The organism is Methylobacillus glycogenes JCM 2850, assembly GCF_000617925.1.
GTDB lineage: Bacteria > Pseudomonadota > Gammaproteobacteria > Burkholderiales > Methylophilaceae > Methylobacillus > Methylobacillus glycogenes.
Map to the genome: position 1 here is coordinate 1 of NZ_BAMT01000014.1, position 16166 is coordinate 16166.

The following is a 16166-nucleotide window of genomic DNA, read 5'->3' on the forward strand; positions in this document are numbered from 1 at the left end:
CTTAAAAATTTCCAAGAGCAGCAAATTGGTGTTTATCCAAGATGAAGGCAGGGAATTTCTTTTTGTCCGGAGTGGTTGCTCGTCCATACCTTTGAACCGTGAAGAGCAAAGTGAATACGAGAGAAGCTTATGGGGTAAGTAGATGATAACGGGAGGACTAAACGAAAGGCACTGCCGGATTTCATCTAGCCGGCGAGAATTGAATTAAAGGTTAAGCGTGCTAAGAGAGACAGGGGAAAGCTTGACCTGTGATGGGTTCTTAATAAATGTGTCCGAGCTCCTGTATGGGGAACTGCATTTTGCGGTTAAGATTGAAGGGCAAGGTGGTAGTTTTTAGTATCTAATATTTGGAATCCTTGCTCTTTCCCTGCAAGGGTCATAGTAGCTGCTGCTCCAACATGTAAGCCAGCAGCCTGCTCTCCGCACAGTCCACCGATTCCCAATAGCTAATTGCTTCCTGTATTGCACGGTTATGTTCTGTGACTGTTCGTGGCAGAGAGCAGCGCCCCGTCATGCTTTTGAACGCGCTTGCACAGTCGCCGGTCAGGCGAAGCTGATTACCCGATCGCAGCATGCCCATCATTCATTTCCTTTGGTTGTCTTTCTGCTGTTGATCAAGACTTCCTGAGCCTGCGTTCCATCCTTGCGCTTGCGGTTCTCCCTTCTCAAGCGCCAATAGAAAAGAATGGCCCCTGCCATGGGAACGGCCAGCAAACACAACAGGAATTGAGCCGCCTCAATCGAGAATCCGTGGCCACGGCCTGCGCCGTAACCCAAGACTGCCCCAACAATGAATCCGATCATGGCTTATCCTTTCTTGCCTGAAATCAATGGAAGATGGTGGGTTGTACTCAAGGATGTCTGAGGTGGCATGCTCAACTTTACCGGAATTTCCTCCAGCAGGCCTTTCAGTCGCTGGCTAATCCTCCAGAACATCCGGACATCCTTAAGCACCATCAGCACATGCAGTGATATCGCCCAGGTCAGAACCAGGCATCCCAGATGATGAAGACTGGAAAACATCAGGGCAGGGAGCGGTATACCTTCGGTCAGCAATTGCAACAACACAAACTGCAACATGAAACCGGCTTTGAGGTTGCTGGAATTTTTGCCGGAGCATCAACGACCGATGATGTGCTTCGATCTTGAAGTGGGATTGCGCCGAAATAATGTCACGCACATGGATTGGAACCAGGTTGATCTTGAGCGACGTATGGCGTGGGTTTACCCAGATCAAGCCAAAGCTGGAAAGGCGATTGGGGTACCACTGTCGGATGAGGCTATCAATATTCTGAAAGGGCAGATTGGAAAGCACCCTGTGTGGGTCTTTCCATACAAAGGTAAACCCGTCAAACAAACGTCTACCAAGGCGTGGCGGAAAGCAGTTGCAGCAGCTGGAATCGCCCCAGGTTTCCGCTGGCACGATTTAAGGCACACATGGGCAAGTTGGCATGCCCAAGATGGAACGCCATTGAACGTGCTGCAGGAGCTTGGAGGATGGGCAACGGCAGAGATGGTTCAGCGTTACGCACACCTCTCAACCGAGCATCTGGCACAGTGGGTGAATCGTCGTGTAGGTCTACGCTCTGCGGAAACCCCTGACGTTTTTACTACGGAAAAGGAAAAGGCCACCTAATTGGTGGCCTATGTCCTTGATTATTTGGCGCGCCCAAGAAGATGAATCTGGGCACTGGAAAGAAAAATTCTCAGTGATATAACTTTATAAATATTCAAATTGTTGTTAATCGAAATTACTTAGTAAACCATCTATGGTTATTGCCATCCCAGCCGTGGTATTTTTGTTTGAATGCTTGCATCGCAGCAACATACTGAGAGAGTATTAACGCAACATCACTTAATTGAGGTATGTCATCTTCATCTAGTAAATCTAAATAATTTTTTGTATCCTCATTCTCCAAGGCTTCAAGGATTTTATTGAGTAATCGGTTAACAATGGTAATTTTTTGTTTACTTATGGCAGATGTAGGTGTTTTTTTAGATAATTCTTTGAATTCACCGAACATTGCTAGAAGCAAGGGCATTGTTGTTTCATATGTTTTAACTTTATCTTTGTCTGTTATTTCCATGCTACTCTCTCAGTCCTTTTGGTTTTATGGTTTGTAAATATATAAATCCTTTGTCATCAGGGGTGTCGTTCTCATCAGGGGTTAATTTCCAAAACCAAATCCCATTTCTTTTAGTGACATTGTCTGCTCTTAATTTTTCAAGGCATTGTAAGTATTGAGCCAAAATAAAAACAACATCACTATTTTGGGGTATATCGTCTTCATCAAATGAAGTGAAGTCATCATAAGGTAAATAGTTACCATTTGAAGATATAAATAAATTTGATTCGGCAATGATTGTGTTAATAAATTTTAATTTGAATTTATTGATTGCGTCGTTAGGGTTTTTTTTGGAAAGCAAAGATATTTCTTCGTAAATACTTAGCAGCTGTCCAGATATTTTTTCGAAGTTGTTAACGTCATTTCTATTCATAAAAAATCCTCATGAAGGGCAATGTCTACGGAATTCAATAAATTTTTTCTTCAATACATCAATAGGTGATCGTTGTTTACTTTCAAAAATGTCAACCATCAATCTAAGATCATCATCAGTTAAAGCGATGATGCACTTTCTTTGTGAGCTCCAGAGGTCAATTGTATTTTGATACATGGCTCTTTTTAGCGGGTTTCTTGTTAAGAAAACACCAAAATTTCCTATTCCACCTTGCAAATACCTATTTAATTGATTGATGTGATCTCGATCGATTTCTTTAACATTTTTCATTTCTACTACTAACTGACTATTTCCAAATTCCTGATGTATGTCTTGCAGAAAATCAATATCTCGATTGTTGTAAAAAATTAAATCTCGAATATGTCTGTTTGACTCTGTGCGACTTTGAGCAGCAGCAAAATCTAAACTGGGATAGAACATCGAAGATAGTAATTCAGTTGCCAAATCCTCATATTTCCAGTCAGCGCCATCTTCTTTTCCGGTTGGTAGTTTAAGTATTTCATTAAACTTTCTCTTGGCTGATATAACAGGAATTTGCGTGAATAATGGATCATTCGCACAATCCTCTGAATGTCTTAATTTTTCTCTAACATAATTTTCCACAACCCCATAATTTTCCCTATTAAACATTAAAACTTTACTTCTATCTTCAGGATCATCTTTATTAAAGATTTCATCTTTAGGGCAATATGATTTGAAATAATCATCATAATTCAACCATGGCGTATAACGTAACCATCGTTTAGGTGTGAAAATTAAAGGTAACTTAGTTATGGGATTGATGGGTAAATTAACCTCTATTTTCTTGATGCTGTATGTTTTAGGGTCGTAATAGTTTTCTAGAAAGACTTTTGAGAGCGGAATGCCTAATGTTTGGCATTGATCAATTGTATAGTCAATCAGGAAGGATTTGAGATAGTTACAAGAAATGTCACTAATTCTATCTTTTGAAATTCCGGAGATAAATAATTGAATTATTTCAAAGTGGTGAAAGCCAAATTGACTAAATTCACTGATGTTTTCAAACAGGCTCAAAATATCATTGGCTTGTACTTTTCCAATTCTACTGCCAACCCTTTTTTTCGATAATCCTAACCCTACTTCACCGCACTCTGATATCGAAATTAAGATGTTTGCAGCTTCATCTTTTTTATTTTTCTTAATTAAGTAGTTCAGATGGTTAAAACTATTTGTAATCGAGCCATGCAAAGCATTGTCCTGCTGAGATGGTGATTTAAATAATAAAAATGGGTCGACATAAAGAGGGATGTCTTCATCAAAAAACTGTATTGCGAAATCTAGATCTGCTTGGCTTTTGTTGATGCCATGATAGTCAGTTATGCGTGGACGGATTATTTCCATGAATTAACTTTTCTGTTTTTCCCGTGTATGTAACACGGGGGGGTATAAATACATAAAACCAGATAATAAACCTGAATCTGAAAAAAGTGGCAATGAATTGCTGTGATTGAGTTGCTGCTAATGAGGGACGGTTGCAGAATACCCCTGTATTTGCTAATGTGATTGTTCTTTTAGTGCTAAGGAATCAACATGGGCGTGAATCCCCATAAGGCTGCAAATCTCATCAAAATGCCCCAGCGGACACTAGAGCGCGAATCTGAAATGCTACAGATTGAGCGTGAGGCGGTTGCCAATTTTAGTGGCCAGTTGGATGACCTTCTGGCTGCTCTTGGTATGCTGCGTATGGGTGACCATTTTGGCTGGCGTGTATTAGTGCTGATACATAACAAGCGCACTATTCGTAAGTATGAAGATATTCTCAATATCAAGATCAAAGAGTTCTTCCCCGCCGAAGGATCGCAGTCCCATAGATCATGGGGTTACAAGATAGCCAGCACCCTGAGTAACTTCTGGAAGGCAGTTAGCGGTGACATCAAAATTGAAAATCGTCGCTTGATTACGGAGTCCGATCAAGATAACCCTAACTAAGGGGTGTTGCGTATCTTTTAGTTGTAATGCTAAGGTAGAGGGTATGAATCCACCCTCTTTTGCTTTTAGTCTTTTGCTCTCCGGATTAGACACTGTCGAGTGCGCCTACTACTTGATTCCTAAGTCGAGTAGTCATTTAGATTTTATCGGTCTGGCTGTCGAACGAGATTCGATGAAGCAGGCAAAAATCAAAGCAGGTCGTGAGATTCAACTAGGCTCTGAATCCTTCCTTCTTGCCCCGCATGGCACAGGCAGTGGCTATCCGTTCTTAATCGAGAATGAAGCCTTCATTATTCAGTTCGGCGAATTCAACCGTCCTAACTTCTTTGTCAAATTTCGCAGTATTGCGCTATGGCACCATGGTGCTGTGCAACTTCATCAGCGGTTTCTGGCTTGGGCTGACTCTGTTGGCATGATGCAGTCTCAACCTGAACGGTTATCACGCGTGGACTTTGCATTTGATTATCAGCTTCCTCAGATTGATTTCGATGAGGATCACTTTGTTTCAGTGACTACCAGTGATAACCAGCATCGCAAAAACCGCAAGGTGCAGACATTCACCTTTGGAGCTGGTGAGGTGGTGCTGCGGGTTTATGACAAATCAGCTGAGATCACCGAAGCCAGCAATAAAACATGGTTCTATCCACTATGGGGTCAAGACAAAGATGTATGGCGCATTGAGTGGCAAATCAGAAAAGAGCCGTTACGCAAAATTGGCATTACCACCTTTGACAGCTTGCTAGAGCGGCAAGCTGATTTATTGCGACCTCTAGTTACGGCCCACACCACGTTGCGCATTCCTAATCAGGACAGCAACCGCTCTAGGTGGCCATTGCATCCGCTCTGGCAAGACCTCATCACAAAAGTGAATCAAATGCAGGGATTAGGTTTAGTTCAAGAGCTAGACCACAAGACGTTATTGGAAGAGCGACTTTATCGCATAGCTATTAGTGTTTATGGCTACGTCAAACGAGTAGCTGCGATTGATGCTCTCTATACCGGAGCAGATAAAGTGTATATGGATGAGTCCTTGCAACATCTGTGGAATGTGATTTCAGAAGTTCATGATCCGCTGACTTGGCAAAACGATGTCAATAAGAAAATCACACAGATGAGGCTGGGCGAATGGTGATTGCACTCAACATCCTGATTCAAATGATCAATGCCAGAAATCGAAAAGTGCTGACTATCGCTGAGGCGAGTATGCACCCAAGCCAATTCAAGGCATTCAGAAAGCTATTTTTTAATGAGTACGGTGAGAAGGGCTTGGAAGGGGAGTTGCAAAAGATTTACACCGATGCTCATAAGCAGCAAGGGAAGGGGCGGGAATAGATTATGCAGGAAAGGAGGTGCCATCATGAGTGGAAACACAAACCGACTTCGAACTTCGCTTTGCAATGCCACTGGACTTAGCTATTTCGCCGGACGAGCTAGCCCTGATTGAAACCGTTATGCCTGAATTGCTAATGAGCATATTGCAATCCAGTGAAACCGAGAAAGACTAATCCTTAGGAGTAAACCTCATGCACGTTGCTATTTACGCCCGTGTTTCCACCACGCGCCAGGCTGACAATGATCTATCAATACCCGATCAACTTCGGCAGCTAAAAGAGTGGGCAACAGCCAATGGGCATTTAGTCGTGCATGAGTATATTGAACCTGGCGCATCTGCTACTGATGACAAGCGTCCTGTATTTCAACAAATGATCCATGATGCGCTGCAAAAGCCTCAAATGGTTGAAGCCATCATCATTCACAGCCTGTCCCGCTTCTTCCGAGATGGGATTCAGTTTGGCGTGTATGAGCGCAAATTGCTTAAGAACAAAGTCAAAGTCATTTCCATCACTCAGCCTACAAGTGACGATGCAGGTGGAGAGATGATGCGCCGCATTATTAACCTATTTGACGAGCACCAATCCAAAGAAAATTCCAAGCATACCTCCCGCGCCATGAAAGAGAACGCACGGCAGGGCTACTTCAATGGCTCTCGTCCGCCATTTGGTTATATAGCAGTGGCGACTGAAACGACTGGTAGTCATGGTCGCAAGAAAAAGAAGCTAGCTATCAATGAGGCTGAGGCAGGAATCGTCAAAATGATCTATGACTTATACCTGCATGGCGACAAAGGCCGCTCACTTGGTTGTAAAGAAATCGCCAAGCTCCTGACAGATCGGGGTTTGCTCATGCGTGGTGGTGCATGGGGTATCCAGAAAGTGCATAAACTCCTTTCGGACAGCTTGTATATGGGAGATTACTATTTCAACGTCATCAATTCACAGACTGGAGAAAGGCGCTCTCCTAGTGAGTGGGTTAAAACCAGCATCCCGGTCATAGTTGATCCAGCGGTGTTTGAGCAGGTGCGCCGCAAGCGCGAGCTGCGGGCACCTGCTCAAACACCGCCGAGGATCACCTCATCACCGACTCTGCTGACCGGCCTGCTCAAATGCGGGGAGTGCGGGGGCGCCTTAACTTTGGTGACAGGCAAAAGTGGCAAATACAAATACTACAAATGTACTAGCCGCCAGAACAAAGGCAACCATGCATGCACTAGCGGCAATATTCCAATGGAAAAGTTGGATCAGCTTGTACTTTCGCAATTAGCAGATCGGGTGTTTGCGAAAGATCGGCTCAACGCAATGATGGTGGCACTTCGTAAACGCATCAAAGAATCTGCAACTACACAACAAACTCGTGTTAATGAACTGAGCAAGCAGCTAAAGCAGGTGGAAGAGCGCCGTAATCGCCTCATGGATGCTATAGAAAGCGGTATTCTCGATCTGGATGAAACCGTGCAACGGAGAGCGCAACACTTAAAAGCGTCCAGAGAGGCTCTGTTAGTTGAAATGGCAGTTGCGCGGAGAGAGGTATCTCTTCCTGTAGACCAAATAAAGACCAGTCAAGTTGAGCTGTTCGGTCAATCATTGCGCCAGCGTCTCATGTCCAATGACAAAGGCTTTGCCAAAAGCTACCTTAATTTACTGGTCAATGAAATTACTATTAAGGGAAAAGAAGCCACGATCAAAGGCAGCTACAGTGCCTTAGCCTACGCGGCTTCGATAGACAATAAAAAAGTGGGTCACTTATTACAAGTGCCCACTTCTTTATCTGATTGGTGCGCCCGAAGAGATTCGAACTCCTGACCCCTTGGTTCGTAGCCAAGTACTCTATCCAGCTGAGCTACGGGCGCGTTTGAGGCGTGCATTATACGTGAAGATGAAATTTATACCAGCAGAAATTCATTTCATTGCACACCGATGAAACTGGTGGAAAATTCGGGGCGTTGTGGCCGCCTAGCTTTCTGCAAGCGGGTAAGACTGCGGAATATCTATGCTGTCTAGCCTAGGCTTGCTGGTAACTGCCTCGTTACCAAGGGCGCTATTATAGCCATGCGTGTTGCTAGTTACAACCATTGGTTTGCTTCTTTTGTGATTGGCCGGGCAATTTTTTGCCTCAGGCTGAGGAAGGTTGGATATTGGCGCAGCTAAAGGCGTGGGGGATCATGGGCTTAGCTTATTTTCATCTGTCATACCCTTGATGCCAGGCAAGGCTTTGCAGCGAGGGCGCTAGCGCGTCGCCAGTACAAACAGTCTGGGGAAGGGCAGCAGGACGCTGCCAGTTTGGTCAACGGGGTAGGCGCTGGCGATGGCTTGGGTGTAGGCCTGCAAAAACTGCTGCTGCTCATCTGGCGTTAGGTTGGCTAGATAAGGCCTCAGCGCCGTGCTCTTGAACATATCTACAATCGCGGTGGCACCAGCGGGCAAGGCGTGAAAGTAGGTGGTGCGCCAGATGTTGAGTTGTTGGCTTAGCGGCTTGAGCAGTTGATGGTAGTACTGCGCATCATGCCGTGCCGGATGCTGCACGGTGCCGATTTTGCTGCGCCAGCGCGGGTCTTGGGCGATTTCATGCATTAATACATGCGAGGGTTCTTGCAGGTTGTCCGGGGTTTGTACGGCCAGGCTGCCGCCTGCTGTCAGTTTGCTTGCCAGATGCGGGTAAAGCGTCTGATGGTCAGTTAGCCATTGCAAAGAGGCATTGGCGAGTATTACGTCATAGTGCTGTGTTGGGTTCCAGCTGGCGATATCGGTCAGGCTGAAGTTGACTGCAGGCAGGCGCTGGCGTGCGGCTTTTAGCATGTCTGCTGCGCTATCAAGCCCGGTGATTTGGACGCTGGGGTAGCGCTGCAACAACACTTCTGTGGAATTTCCGGGGCCGCAGCCCAGGTCTACGGCATGGGTCACGGTTTGGGTGGGGATGGCCGCGACCAGATCGCGTACCGGACGGGTGCGCTCTTGTTCAAACTGGGTGTATTGCTGTGCTGACCACGACACGGCGGCTCCTACGCTAGTGATGTTCTGCTGATGAATTTATGGTCTTGTCTGAGCTAATAATCTAGCCTGGACTTATGCCGCCGACCACACCGCCAGCTCATAACCATCAGGGTCTATAAAGTGAAAACGCCTGCCGCCGGGAAAGGCAAACACCGCGCGGCTGATGCGTGCCCCGGCGGCTTCAATACGTGCCTGGGTCTGCGCCAGGTCATCGGCATACAGAATGATGAGTGGGCCGCCGGGGCGCACTTCTTCGCCCACGGTAAAGCCGCCTTTCAGTCTGCCATCGCTGAATTCGGTGTAGGTCGGGCCGTAATCCGTGAAATTCCAGTCAAATACCTGCCCGTAAAACGCCTTGCTGCGGGCGATGTCGCTGACATTGAATTCGATGTTGTCTATCTGTCTGTCATGGCCAGTGTTTGCCATTGCGGTCTCCTTGGTATGAAGCTGGTGATATGGACGTGGCACTGAGAGGATATGACCCTGCCTGCCATTGTTAGAACAAGCTGCCCTGCTTTTCCACAATAACAGGCGCGGTGTAGTTGAGCGGGTCGAAAACCAGATCAAACAGGCCGGGTTTGCCACGGCAGGGGATAAATTCAATCGGCCTGACATTGGCAAACACCAAACCATAATGGCCGGGGCCGCTATAAGCGCGCTGCTCTATGGGGAAGCCGCCAGATTCTCCCGGTTGCAACACATCCACCAATTCACCAATGCCCACTATGCCTCCGCGCGCAAGGTCGGCCATATCTGGCACTTCCACCCCGGCCACATGGCGACAATAGAGAATATAGTCTTCCAGCCCGGTTTTGCTGGCGTGGATGGCAATAGGCCCACGGTAATAGGGTATCCAGGTGCGGTCATCCACCACAAAGTGGCCGTGTGCCAACATCCAGGCAATAGGTTGGTAAAAAGATAAAGCCTTCATGGTGCTTAAACTGCTTCAAGTGTTTTAGTTAGGGGAGGCCCTGCCATCGTTCCAGGCATGCGCTATTGGTGTGCTGCCTCTGGTGCGGGCGTGCGGCGGGCAGTTTCTGCTGCCAGCAGGGTAAACAGGCTGCTGATATCCACGGGTTTGATCAAGTAATGGTCAAACCCGGCCTGTAGCGAGGTTTCCTTATCCCCAGGCTGGCCGTAGCCTGTCACGGCAATCAGCAGCGCATTGGCTGTCTCGGGCTGGGCGCGCAGGCGTCTTGCCAGTTCGTTGCCGTCCATATCCGGCAGGCCGATATCCAGAATGCAGATTTGCGGCTGGGCCTCACGTGCGGTATTGAGCGCGCTGTGAGAGCCATTTTCCACCAGGGTGACATAACCCATCATATTCATCAGGCTGGCCAGCATTTCTGCGCCATCGGCATTGTCGTCCACCACCATTATCGTGGGCAAACCAGATTTTGGCATGGCAGGCGCAATGATATTGGGTTCTGCGCGCTTTTCCTGTGGTAGCACCGAGGGCAGGCTGACGCTGAAGCGTGTGCCTTGGCCTATGCCTGCGCTATGACAATGAATGCTGCCACCATGCAGTTCTACCATTTTTCTTGCCACGGCCAGGCCTATGCCCAGCCCACCCTCGGAGCGGTCCAGATCACGCTTGGCCTGGGCAAACAGTTCAAAGATATGCTGCTGTTCTTCTGCCGCAATGCCTATACCGTTATCGCTGACGCTGATGTGCGCCTGGCCATCTTGCACACTCAATTGCAGTTCTATATGGCCTTTTGCGGGGTGTACTTGGCGGCATTGTTAAGCAGGTTGGTGACAATCTGCACCAGCCGTTTCTGATCGCCACGGATGCTGACAGGCTCTTCGCACATATTCAGGCTGAAGTGGTGCTGTCTGGACTCCAGCAAGGGTTTCACTTGTTCAATCGAGTCGGCAATCACGGCTTTCAAATCCTGCGGCAGCTGATCTATGCTGACCAGCCCGCGTGTCACGCGAGAAACATCCAGCAAATCATCGACCAGGCCCACCATATGCTTCACCTGGCGATTGATGATATCGATGGAATGCTGCAAGCGTTCAGGCGAAAGCTCATGCATGGCCACCAGTTGCGCCGCCGCGCTAATGGGTGCCAGAGGATTGCGCAGCTCATGCGCCAGCATGGCGAGAAATTCATCCTTGCGCTGATTGGCCATCTGCAAGGCCTGCTCGGCCTGTTGCCGCTCTGTGGTATCGCGCGTAGTGCCTGCCACGGCTTCAACCTCGCCGTCCGGGCCCAGCACCGGGACAAAAATATAATCGTAGATACGGCGGCCAAAGGTGCCAGCAAATGGCACCTCACCACGGATAGGCTGCTTGGTGGCCACCACCTGATCAATTTCGCGGCTATGCATATCGGCATGCCAGGTTCATAACCCAATTCCAGGCAGGTTTTGCCTATGGCTTCATCCCAGGTTTTACCCCACATCTTGAGCAGCACGTTGTTGGCGTAAATAAAGCGGTATTGCAAGTCAAAAACATAGGCCAGATCTGGCGTGTTATTGAGAAAAGACTCATAGAGCCGGGTGCGCCGCTCAGAATCTGCGACCACTTGTGACAGCTGTGTCGGGGGGGAGTTGGGGGTGGATGTCAATGCGTAAGACCTCGAACTGGTTGCCTACGTCTAGCCTGCCCAATGCGGCATAACAATGTATTCATGTTTTACACCAGGCCTGGGGTTGAGGTTGAGACCGCTGGTGAATGTGCCAGCAATCCATATGATTAATTACTGTTACCGCTTGGTATTACCTCTTGGTATGACCTTGCCAGAGATGCAATAGCCACAAGCACTTGAGAGCTCAGGCATTTTAGCGAGTTGTCATAGTCTATGACAATCAGCATAGTGGACATTAGCTAGCTGGCTAGAGTTGCATGCTGACGGGCTTGTATTTTCAAGCCCGGGCTAAGCGCCCCGCGTGCAATAAAAAACCCGCCGCAGCGGGTTTTTTATTGCAGTGTTTTTGTTGCAGTTCTGCTTACTTGAACTTGGCATTGCCACGACGACGTGCGGCAAAGCCCAGCATGCCCAAGCCAGCCAGCAACATGGCATAAGTGCCTGGCTCTGGAACAGCCGCAACGGTCAGGCCGTTGATAGTGCCTATGAACAAGCTGGTTTGTGTGGCTGCACCAGTGGCCAGGTCTATTGAGAACAGGCCAGTCTTCAGCAAGCCATCATCCCAGTTGAAAGCAGCATAAGCGCTGCCATCAGCCAGAATCTCAAAGCCATTGCCACTCAACACATCCACGCCCAATGGGCCAACATTGCTCAATGTTGGGTTGTTGAAACCAGTGCCAGTGAAGGACAAAGAGTTGTCAGTGCTGTTGACGTAATACAAGCCAGTGCTACCTGGGGCAGAGGCAGAGCTAGGGTCTGAATTGGTGTAAGCCACGCCAGAGAAACCAGCAGAGATGGAAGTAGCCACGGTTACCGCGCCAGTCAACACGTTGATAGCGTAATTGTCACCCGTGTTGCTCACCAGACGCAGCGAAGCGTTAGGAGTGCGATCTGCCACTGGGTTGAAATCCAGGCCATAACCCTTGCTGGAGGAGATGATGTCGCTGGATAAGGCTGCAACAAAGGTGCTGGCGCCAGTGCTGGCGTCTATGGTGTAAATCTTGTTGCTGGTGCTGATGCCGTAGATCTGGTTGTTGGATGGACGCAGATCTATGCCAATGAAGGACTCACCTGCCGCAGCACCAGTAATGGTCTTGAAGGAGGTGGTGTCTATCAGAGTGCTTGAGCTATCAAAAATGCCGATCTGGTTATTGCTGTTAAGAGCAACTAGGCTGGCAGCGTTAGCGGAAATGCTCACCAGGCCTAGTGCCAGGGTGGCGGTAATAGCAGAAAACAGGGGGGTACGCTTGAACATAATATTTCCTTGATATTGGGTTGGTAAGGACATGCTCATACGCCTAGCTTATAGGTCTAGGTGTTAGCTATTATGTATATGTTAAGGAATGTTAGCACTAGGCCAATTGGACTAAGTGTACAGTTGAACTATTTTTAAAATCAGTCACCTAGTGTTGCTATACAGACAAAATCTGACATCAAAAAGTCACAAATGCTGTATACGCAGCAAGCTGTAGACAATAAAAAACCCGCCGAAGCGGGTTTTTTATTGACATGAACCTGACACAGGCTCAAATCATAGTCTTTGCTTAAATATTAAGCAGAAAACTTGGAGCGGCTACGTGCAGCGAAGCCAACCAGGCCAAGGCCCAGTGCCAGCATGCCGTATGTGCTTGGCTCAGGGACTGCAGCGGTCAGTGCGATGCTGCCGTTGTAGTTGCTGGAAGCAGTGTTGGTGCCAACAATGTTGATCCAGTAAGTAGTAGGAGCAATAGCTTGAGCTGTCAGACCACCGAAAGCCAGCTTAGGCAAGAAGTTATTCACTTCGCCAGCAGCTACCAATGTAGTTTGGTCAGCTGCGTACAGGTCGAAAGCAGAGAAGGAAATACCAGTGGTGCTAGTTGCGCTGATGCTGGCAACCAGGTCACGGTAACCGTCGATGGTGAAAGAGATCCAGTGGCTGAAGTCGCCAGGTGCTGGGGACTGATGTTCGAAAGTGTAGTTTTCGTTGTTGGCAGCAGGATTGGTGTCGCCAGAGATTACTGGGTTAGCTTGTGCAGTTGCTGCAGCACCGATCAAGGAAACTGCCAGCAGAATGGCCTTCAAATTCATTGCGTTCATATTCATTACCCCGGGGAAAGTTAGTTTAGTTGGTCAAGCTTCAGCTTGTCTCTTAATGTTGCTTGCTGCATGAGCCTAGATGAACTTGCAGGTGGAGAATAAGAGATGGGTCAGATAACCACAATAGCCCGGATAGACTAATGCCCGTATTGAACTAAACCTCGGTGTTGTTGAGCCATCACTACCTGTGTTGATGAGCCATCAGTATGTTATTCATTTTGCTACGTGGGCAGCACTTATACCTGCCGCAGTACCTACAACACTTTGCCGCAGTTTGCCGCAATAGGCGTATGAGAATCAATCAAAGTCATTATTTCATTGTTTACTGGCAAAGCAGTTTAGTTAATTACAAACAATCACTTATTTCACTTGCCTTTGGCGGGCTAAACGCCTAAATTCACAGCCCTTAAGGGGGGAATTCATCATGACAGGCTTTACACTCGCAGGCACGCCGCTGACGGAACATTTTCATGTCTGCGCCTTTTTCAACAGCAAGGCCGATGAATATGATGTTTTGCTGCCGTTTTACGCCGAAGCGCACGGCCAGGGTGAGAAAACCCTGCATCTGGTGAACCCGGAAAACTTCAACGCCCACAAGCAAAAACTAGCGGATTTTGGCATGCCAGTGGATGCGCTGGAACAAGCCGGGCAGCTGGAAATCCAGACCTGGGAACACTCCTACCTAGCGGCCGAGGGCAAGTTTGAGCGCAATAGCATGCTGACCAATCTGATAGATTCGCGCAATGCCGCTATTGAGAACGGCTTTCCACGTTTGCGCGTGGTGGGCGATATGGATTGGGTGTTTTTGCAGGATATGGATTTACGCGGCATATTGTCTTACGAGGCCGAGGTGAACGAGTTTCTCATGGTCAACAAGCAGCCTGCAGTCTGCGTTTACGATATCGCCAAGCTCTCAGGCTCTATGATGATGGACCTGTTGCGCACCCATCCCCTGACTCTGGTCAACGGTGTGGTGCAGGAAAACCCCTTCTACACGCCAGCCTTGGAAATGCTTGAGGAACTGCGTACCCGCTCACCAGAATACGTATAGGCATGGACGGGATATTCCCACCACTCAAGCTGGTCACAGCCTCCGTGCCTAAGCCGGAGGCTGACCTCAACAGCGATTTTGCCAAGAGCCTGCGTGACCTGATGGGCCTGATGGCCTTGCCTGGCTTATGGATAGGCCGCGATGGTCAGGGCATTTTGCAACTCACCTTTGAGGCCATAGAGCGCACCCTGCCTTTACGTTTTATCTATTCCCAGGTGCTGCTGGAAGCCCCCAGCCCCGTCAACTTATTGATGTGGGATAGACGTTGGGAGTCAGGCGAACAAGCCTGGGCCCAGGGGCTACAGGCCGTAGTAGACACCCAAGTATTTGAGGGCAAGCCTTATGAGCAAATAGTCCGGGGTGAAAAGCTCAATATCATCAGGCTTAGCCTGGGCTATGGAGCAAGCGCGGGTAAAATCTGGTTTGGCTCAGACCAGCCTGGTTTTCCTACTATTGCCAACCTGGCGTTTATCCGTGCCGCCATCACCCTGGCAGGCACAGGCATACTCACTGCCAAGGCCCATCAGGAGGCAGAGCGTGCCAATCGCGCCAAGGATGAGTTTATGGCCATCCTCGGCCATGAGCTGCGCAACCCGCTGGCGCCCATCATGATGTCGCTGGATATCATGCGCTTTAAAAACAATGGTGAACTGCCCAAGGAATTGAACGTTATCGACAGGCAGTCCAAGCATTTGTCCCGGCTGGTGGATGACCTGCTGGATATCTCACGCATCACCAGTGGCAAGGTGCATCTTAAATCTGAACTGGTCAGCCTCAATGATGTGCTGGCCAGGGCCATAGAAAACTGCACGCCCCTGCTCAATGAAAAACGCCACCATCTCTCCAAGTCTTTGCTCGCTGATGATCAAAGCTATGTGCAAGGCGATGAATATCGCTTGATCCAGATTTTCACCAACCTGCTCAACAATGCTGCCAAATTCATGGGCGCAGGCGGTGCCATCGTCATCACCTCAAGACGCAGTGGCAATTTCATCGAGATTGATATTCACGATCAAGGGCCGGGCATTGCTGCGGCACTGCTGCCTACCGTATTCAATATGTTTGAGCAGGGCAGGCAAACGCTGGAACGCTCCAAGGGTGGCCTGGGCATAGGCCTGGCCGTGGTCAAAAGCCTGGTGGAATTGCATCAGGGCAGGGTGCAGGTAGAAAGTGTGGAGGGGCAGGGCGCCACATTCTCCGTAATACTGCCATTACCAGCGCAGCGCATACCCACACCCTCAGCCGCCAGAGTTACCCCGCTGCAACGCAGTGAGCGCACCCTGCTGATTGTGGATGATAATGAAGATGCCTTGCTGGCCCTGGCAGCATATCTGGGCCTGATTGGCTACCACATCCTCACCGCCACAACGCCAGAAGCGGCCTTGCAGCATGTGGCGAAAAGCCAGCCAGAAGTAGTGATACTGGATATTGGCCTGCCCGGCATGTCAGGCTATGAACTGGCGCAGGAAATCCAGCTACGCACACGGGTCAAACCCTATCTGATTGCGCTCACAGGCTACGGCCAGGAAAGTGACAAACTCAAGTCCAGGCAGTATGGCTTTGACGCCCATCTGACCAAACCCATCTCTTTCGACCTGCTCAATACTGCACTGGCCCAGGCAGTTTCAGACTGAAGCCAGTGCCAGGC

At 48.7% G+C, this 16166-nt stretch carries 20 protein-coding genes, 1 tRNA gene and 1 pseudogene; 8 read left to right on the forward strand and 14 right to left on the reverse strand.

Annotated elements, in window-relative coordinates:
- Positions 1-579: 579 nt before the first annotated feature.
- Both JCM2850_RS14220 and JCM2850_RS14225 read right to left on the reverse strand, forming a co-directional pair.
- Positions 580-804 (reverse strand): hypothetical protein, encoded by a 225-nt coding sequence (locus JCM2850_RS14220; protein ID WP_025872697.1) that lies wholly within the window; start codon positions 802-804, stop codon positions 580-582.
- 3 nt (positions 805-807) lie between these two features.
- Positions 808-1080, reverse strand: coding sequence for a hypothetical protein (locus JCM2850_RS14225; RefSeq protein WP_025872699.1), 273 nt, complete (start codon positions 1078-1080; stop codon positions 808-810).
- Here JCM2850_RS14225 and JCM2850_RS14230 point away from each other — a divergent pair.
- Positions 1079-1636: a site-specific integrase gene (locus JCM2850_RS14230; protein WP_025872701.1), complete on the forward strand. Its 558-nt coding sequence runs from the start codon at positions 1079-1081 to the stop codon at positions 1634-1636. The two genes, JCM2850_RS14225 and JCM2850_RS14230, sit on opposite strands and share 2 nt — an antisense overlap.
- 115 nt (positions 1637-1751) lie before the next feature.
- On the opposite strand, the gene JCM2850_RS20665 is transcribed toward JCM2850_RS14230, so the two are convergent.
- Genes JCM2850_RS20665 through JCM2850_RS14245 form a run of 3 tightly spaced genes read right to left on the reverse strand, consistent with a single transcriptional unit; the run spans position 1752 to position 3882 of the window.
- The gene (locus JCM2850_RS20665; RefSeq protein WP_025872703.1) at positions 1752-2087 is read right to left on the reverse strand and encodes a hypothetical protein; all 336 of its coding nucleotides are present in this window, start codon (positions 2085-2087) and stop codon (positions 1752-1754) included.
- A gap of 1 nt (position 2088) precedes the next feature.
- Positions 2089-2499: a hypothetical protein gene (locus JCM2850_RS14240; protein ID WP_025872704.1), complete on the reverse strand. Its 411-nt coding sequence runs from the start codon at positions 2497-2499 to the stop codon at positions 2089-2091.
- Positions 2500-2508: 9 nt separating this feature from the next.
- Positions 2509-3882 (reverse strand): DUF8370 family protein, encoded by a 1374-nt coding sequence (locus JCM2850_RS14245; RefSeq protein WP_025872706.1) that lies wholly within the window; start codon positions 3880-3882, stop codon positions 2509-2511.
- Positions 3883-4071: 189 nt separating this feature from the next.
- On the opposite strand from JCM2850_RS14245, the gene JCM2850_RS19635 reads away from it, so the two are divergent.
- Genes JCM2850_RS19635 through JCM2850_RS21140 form a run of 5 tightly spaced genes read left to right on the forward strand, consistent with a single transcriptional unit; the run spans position 4072 to position 7610 of the window.
- The gene (locus tag JCM2850_RS19635; protein ID WP_025872708.1) at positions 4072-4470 is read left to right on the forward strand and encodes a hypothetical protein; all 399 of its coding nucleotides are present in this window, start codon (positions 4072-4074) and stop codon (positions 4468-4470) included.
- A 43-nt stretch (positions 4471-4513) separates the two neighbouring features.
- A complete protein-coding gene (locus JCM2850_RS14255) occupies positions 4514-5602 on the forward strand; it encodes a hypothetical protein (protein ID WP_025872710.1) in 1089 nt (362 codons plus the stop codon).
- Entirely contained in the window at positions 5596-5802 is a 207-nt protein-coding gene (locus tag JCM2850_RS14260) for a hypothetical protein (RefSeq protein WP_025872711.1), read from the forward strand. The genes JCM2850_RS14255 and JCM2850_RS14260 overlap by 7 nt, the downstream gene beginning before the upstream one ends.
- Positions 5803-5831: 29 nt before the next feature.
- Positions 5832-5975 carry a hypothetical protein gene (locus JCM2850_RS21675; protein WP_159105179.1) on the forward strand — a complete coding sequence of 48 codons (144 nt, stop codon included), beginning with the start codon at positions 5832-5834 and terminating at the stop codon, positions 5973-5975.
- An 18-nt stretch (positions 5976-5993) separates the two neighbouring features.
- Positions 5994-7610 carry a recombinase family protein gene (locus JCM2850_RS21140; protein WP_025872713.1) on the forward strand — a complete coding sequence of 539 codons (1617 nt, stop codon included), beginning with the start codon at positions 5994-5996 and terminating at the stop codon, positions 7608-7610.
- Here the strand turns inward: JCM2850_RS21140 and JCM2850_RS14275 are convergent.
- The 9 genes and pseudogenes from JCM2850_RS14275 to JCM2850_RS20680 form a co-directional block, all read right to left on the reverse strand.
- A tRNA-Arg gene (locus JCM2850_RS14275) sits at positions 7581-7657 on the reverse strand. The genes JCM2850_RS21140 and JCM2850_RS14275 overlap by 30 nt on opposite strands.
- Before the next feature lie 376 nt (positions 7658-8033).
- Positions 8034-8798 (reverse strand): trans-aconitate 2-methyltransferase, encoded by a 765-nt coding sequence (tam, locus tag JCM2850_RS14280; protein ID WP_025872714.1) that lies wholly within the window; start codon positions 8796-8798, stop codon positions 8034-8036.
- Between the two features lie 72 nt (positions 8799-8870).
- Positions 8871-9224, reverse strand: coding sequence for a VOC family protein (locus tag JCM2850_RS14285; protein WP_025872716.1), 354 nt, complete (start codon positions 9222-9224; stop codon positions 8871-8873).
- 70 nt (positions 9225-9294) lie between these two features.
- Positions 9295-9729, reverse strand: a complete 435-nt coding sequence (locus tag JCM2850_RS14290; RefSeq protein ID WP_025872718.1) for an ASCH domain-containing protein — start codon at positions 9727-9729, stop codon at positions 9295-9297.
- 62 nt (positions 9730-9791) lie between these two features.
- Positions 9792-10490, reverse strand: a complete 699-nt coding sequence (locus JCM2850_RS20670; RefSeq protein ID WP_025872720.1) for a hybrid sensor histidine kinase/response regulator — start codon at positions 10488-10490, stop codon at positions 9792-9794.
- 14 nt (positions 10491-10504) lie between these two features.
- On the reverse strand, positions 10505-11131 hold the full coding sequence (locus tag JCM2850_RS23555; RefSeq protein ID WP_025872722.1) for a PAS domain-containing sensor histidine kinase: 627 nt from the start codon (positions 11129-11131) through the stop codon (positions 10505-10507).
- A 35-nt stretch (positions 11132-11166) separates the two neighbouring features.
- Positions 11167-11328, reverse strand: a pseudogene (locus tag JCM2850_RS24135) (PAS domain S-box protein); the annotation flags it as partial.
- A 424-nt stretch (positions 11329-11752) separates the two neighbouring features.
- Entirely contained in the window at positions 11753-12646 is an 894-nt protein-coding gene (locus tag JCM2850_RS14305) for a DUF4394 domain-containing protein (RefSeq protein WP_025872723.1), read from the reverse strand.
- Between the two features lie 296 nt (positions 12647-12942).
- Entirely contained in the window at positions 12943-13467 is a 525-nt protein-coding gene (locus JCM2850_RS20680) for an FxDxF family PEP-CTERM protein (RefSeq protein ID WP_159105180.1), read from the reverse strand.
- A gap of 424 nt (positions 13468-13891) precedes the next feature.
- On the opposite strand from JCM2850_RS20680, the gene JCM2850_RS14315 reads away from it, so the two are divergent.
- Together JCM2850_RS14315 and JCM2850_RS19650 are read left to right on the forward strand one after the other, a co-directional pair.
- Positions 13892-14518, forward strand: a complete 627-nt coding sequence (locus JCM2850_RS14315) for an MEDS domain-containing protein (protein WP_025872728.1) — start codon at positions 13892-13894, stop codon at positions 14516-14518.
- A 2-nt stretch (positions 14519-14520) separates the two neighbouring features.
- On the forward strand, positions 14521-16152 hold the full coding sequence (locus JCM2850_RS19650; RefSeq protein WP_025872730.1) for a hybrid sensor histidine kinase/response regulator: 1632 nt from the start codon (positions 14521-14523) through the stop codon (positions 16150-16152).
- Positions 16153-16166 lie beyond the last annotated feature (14 nt).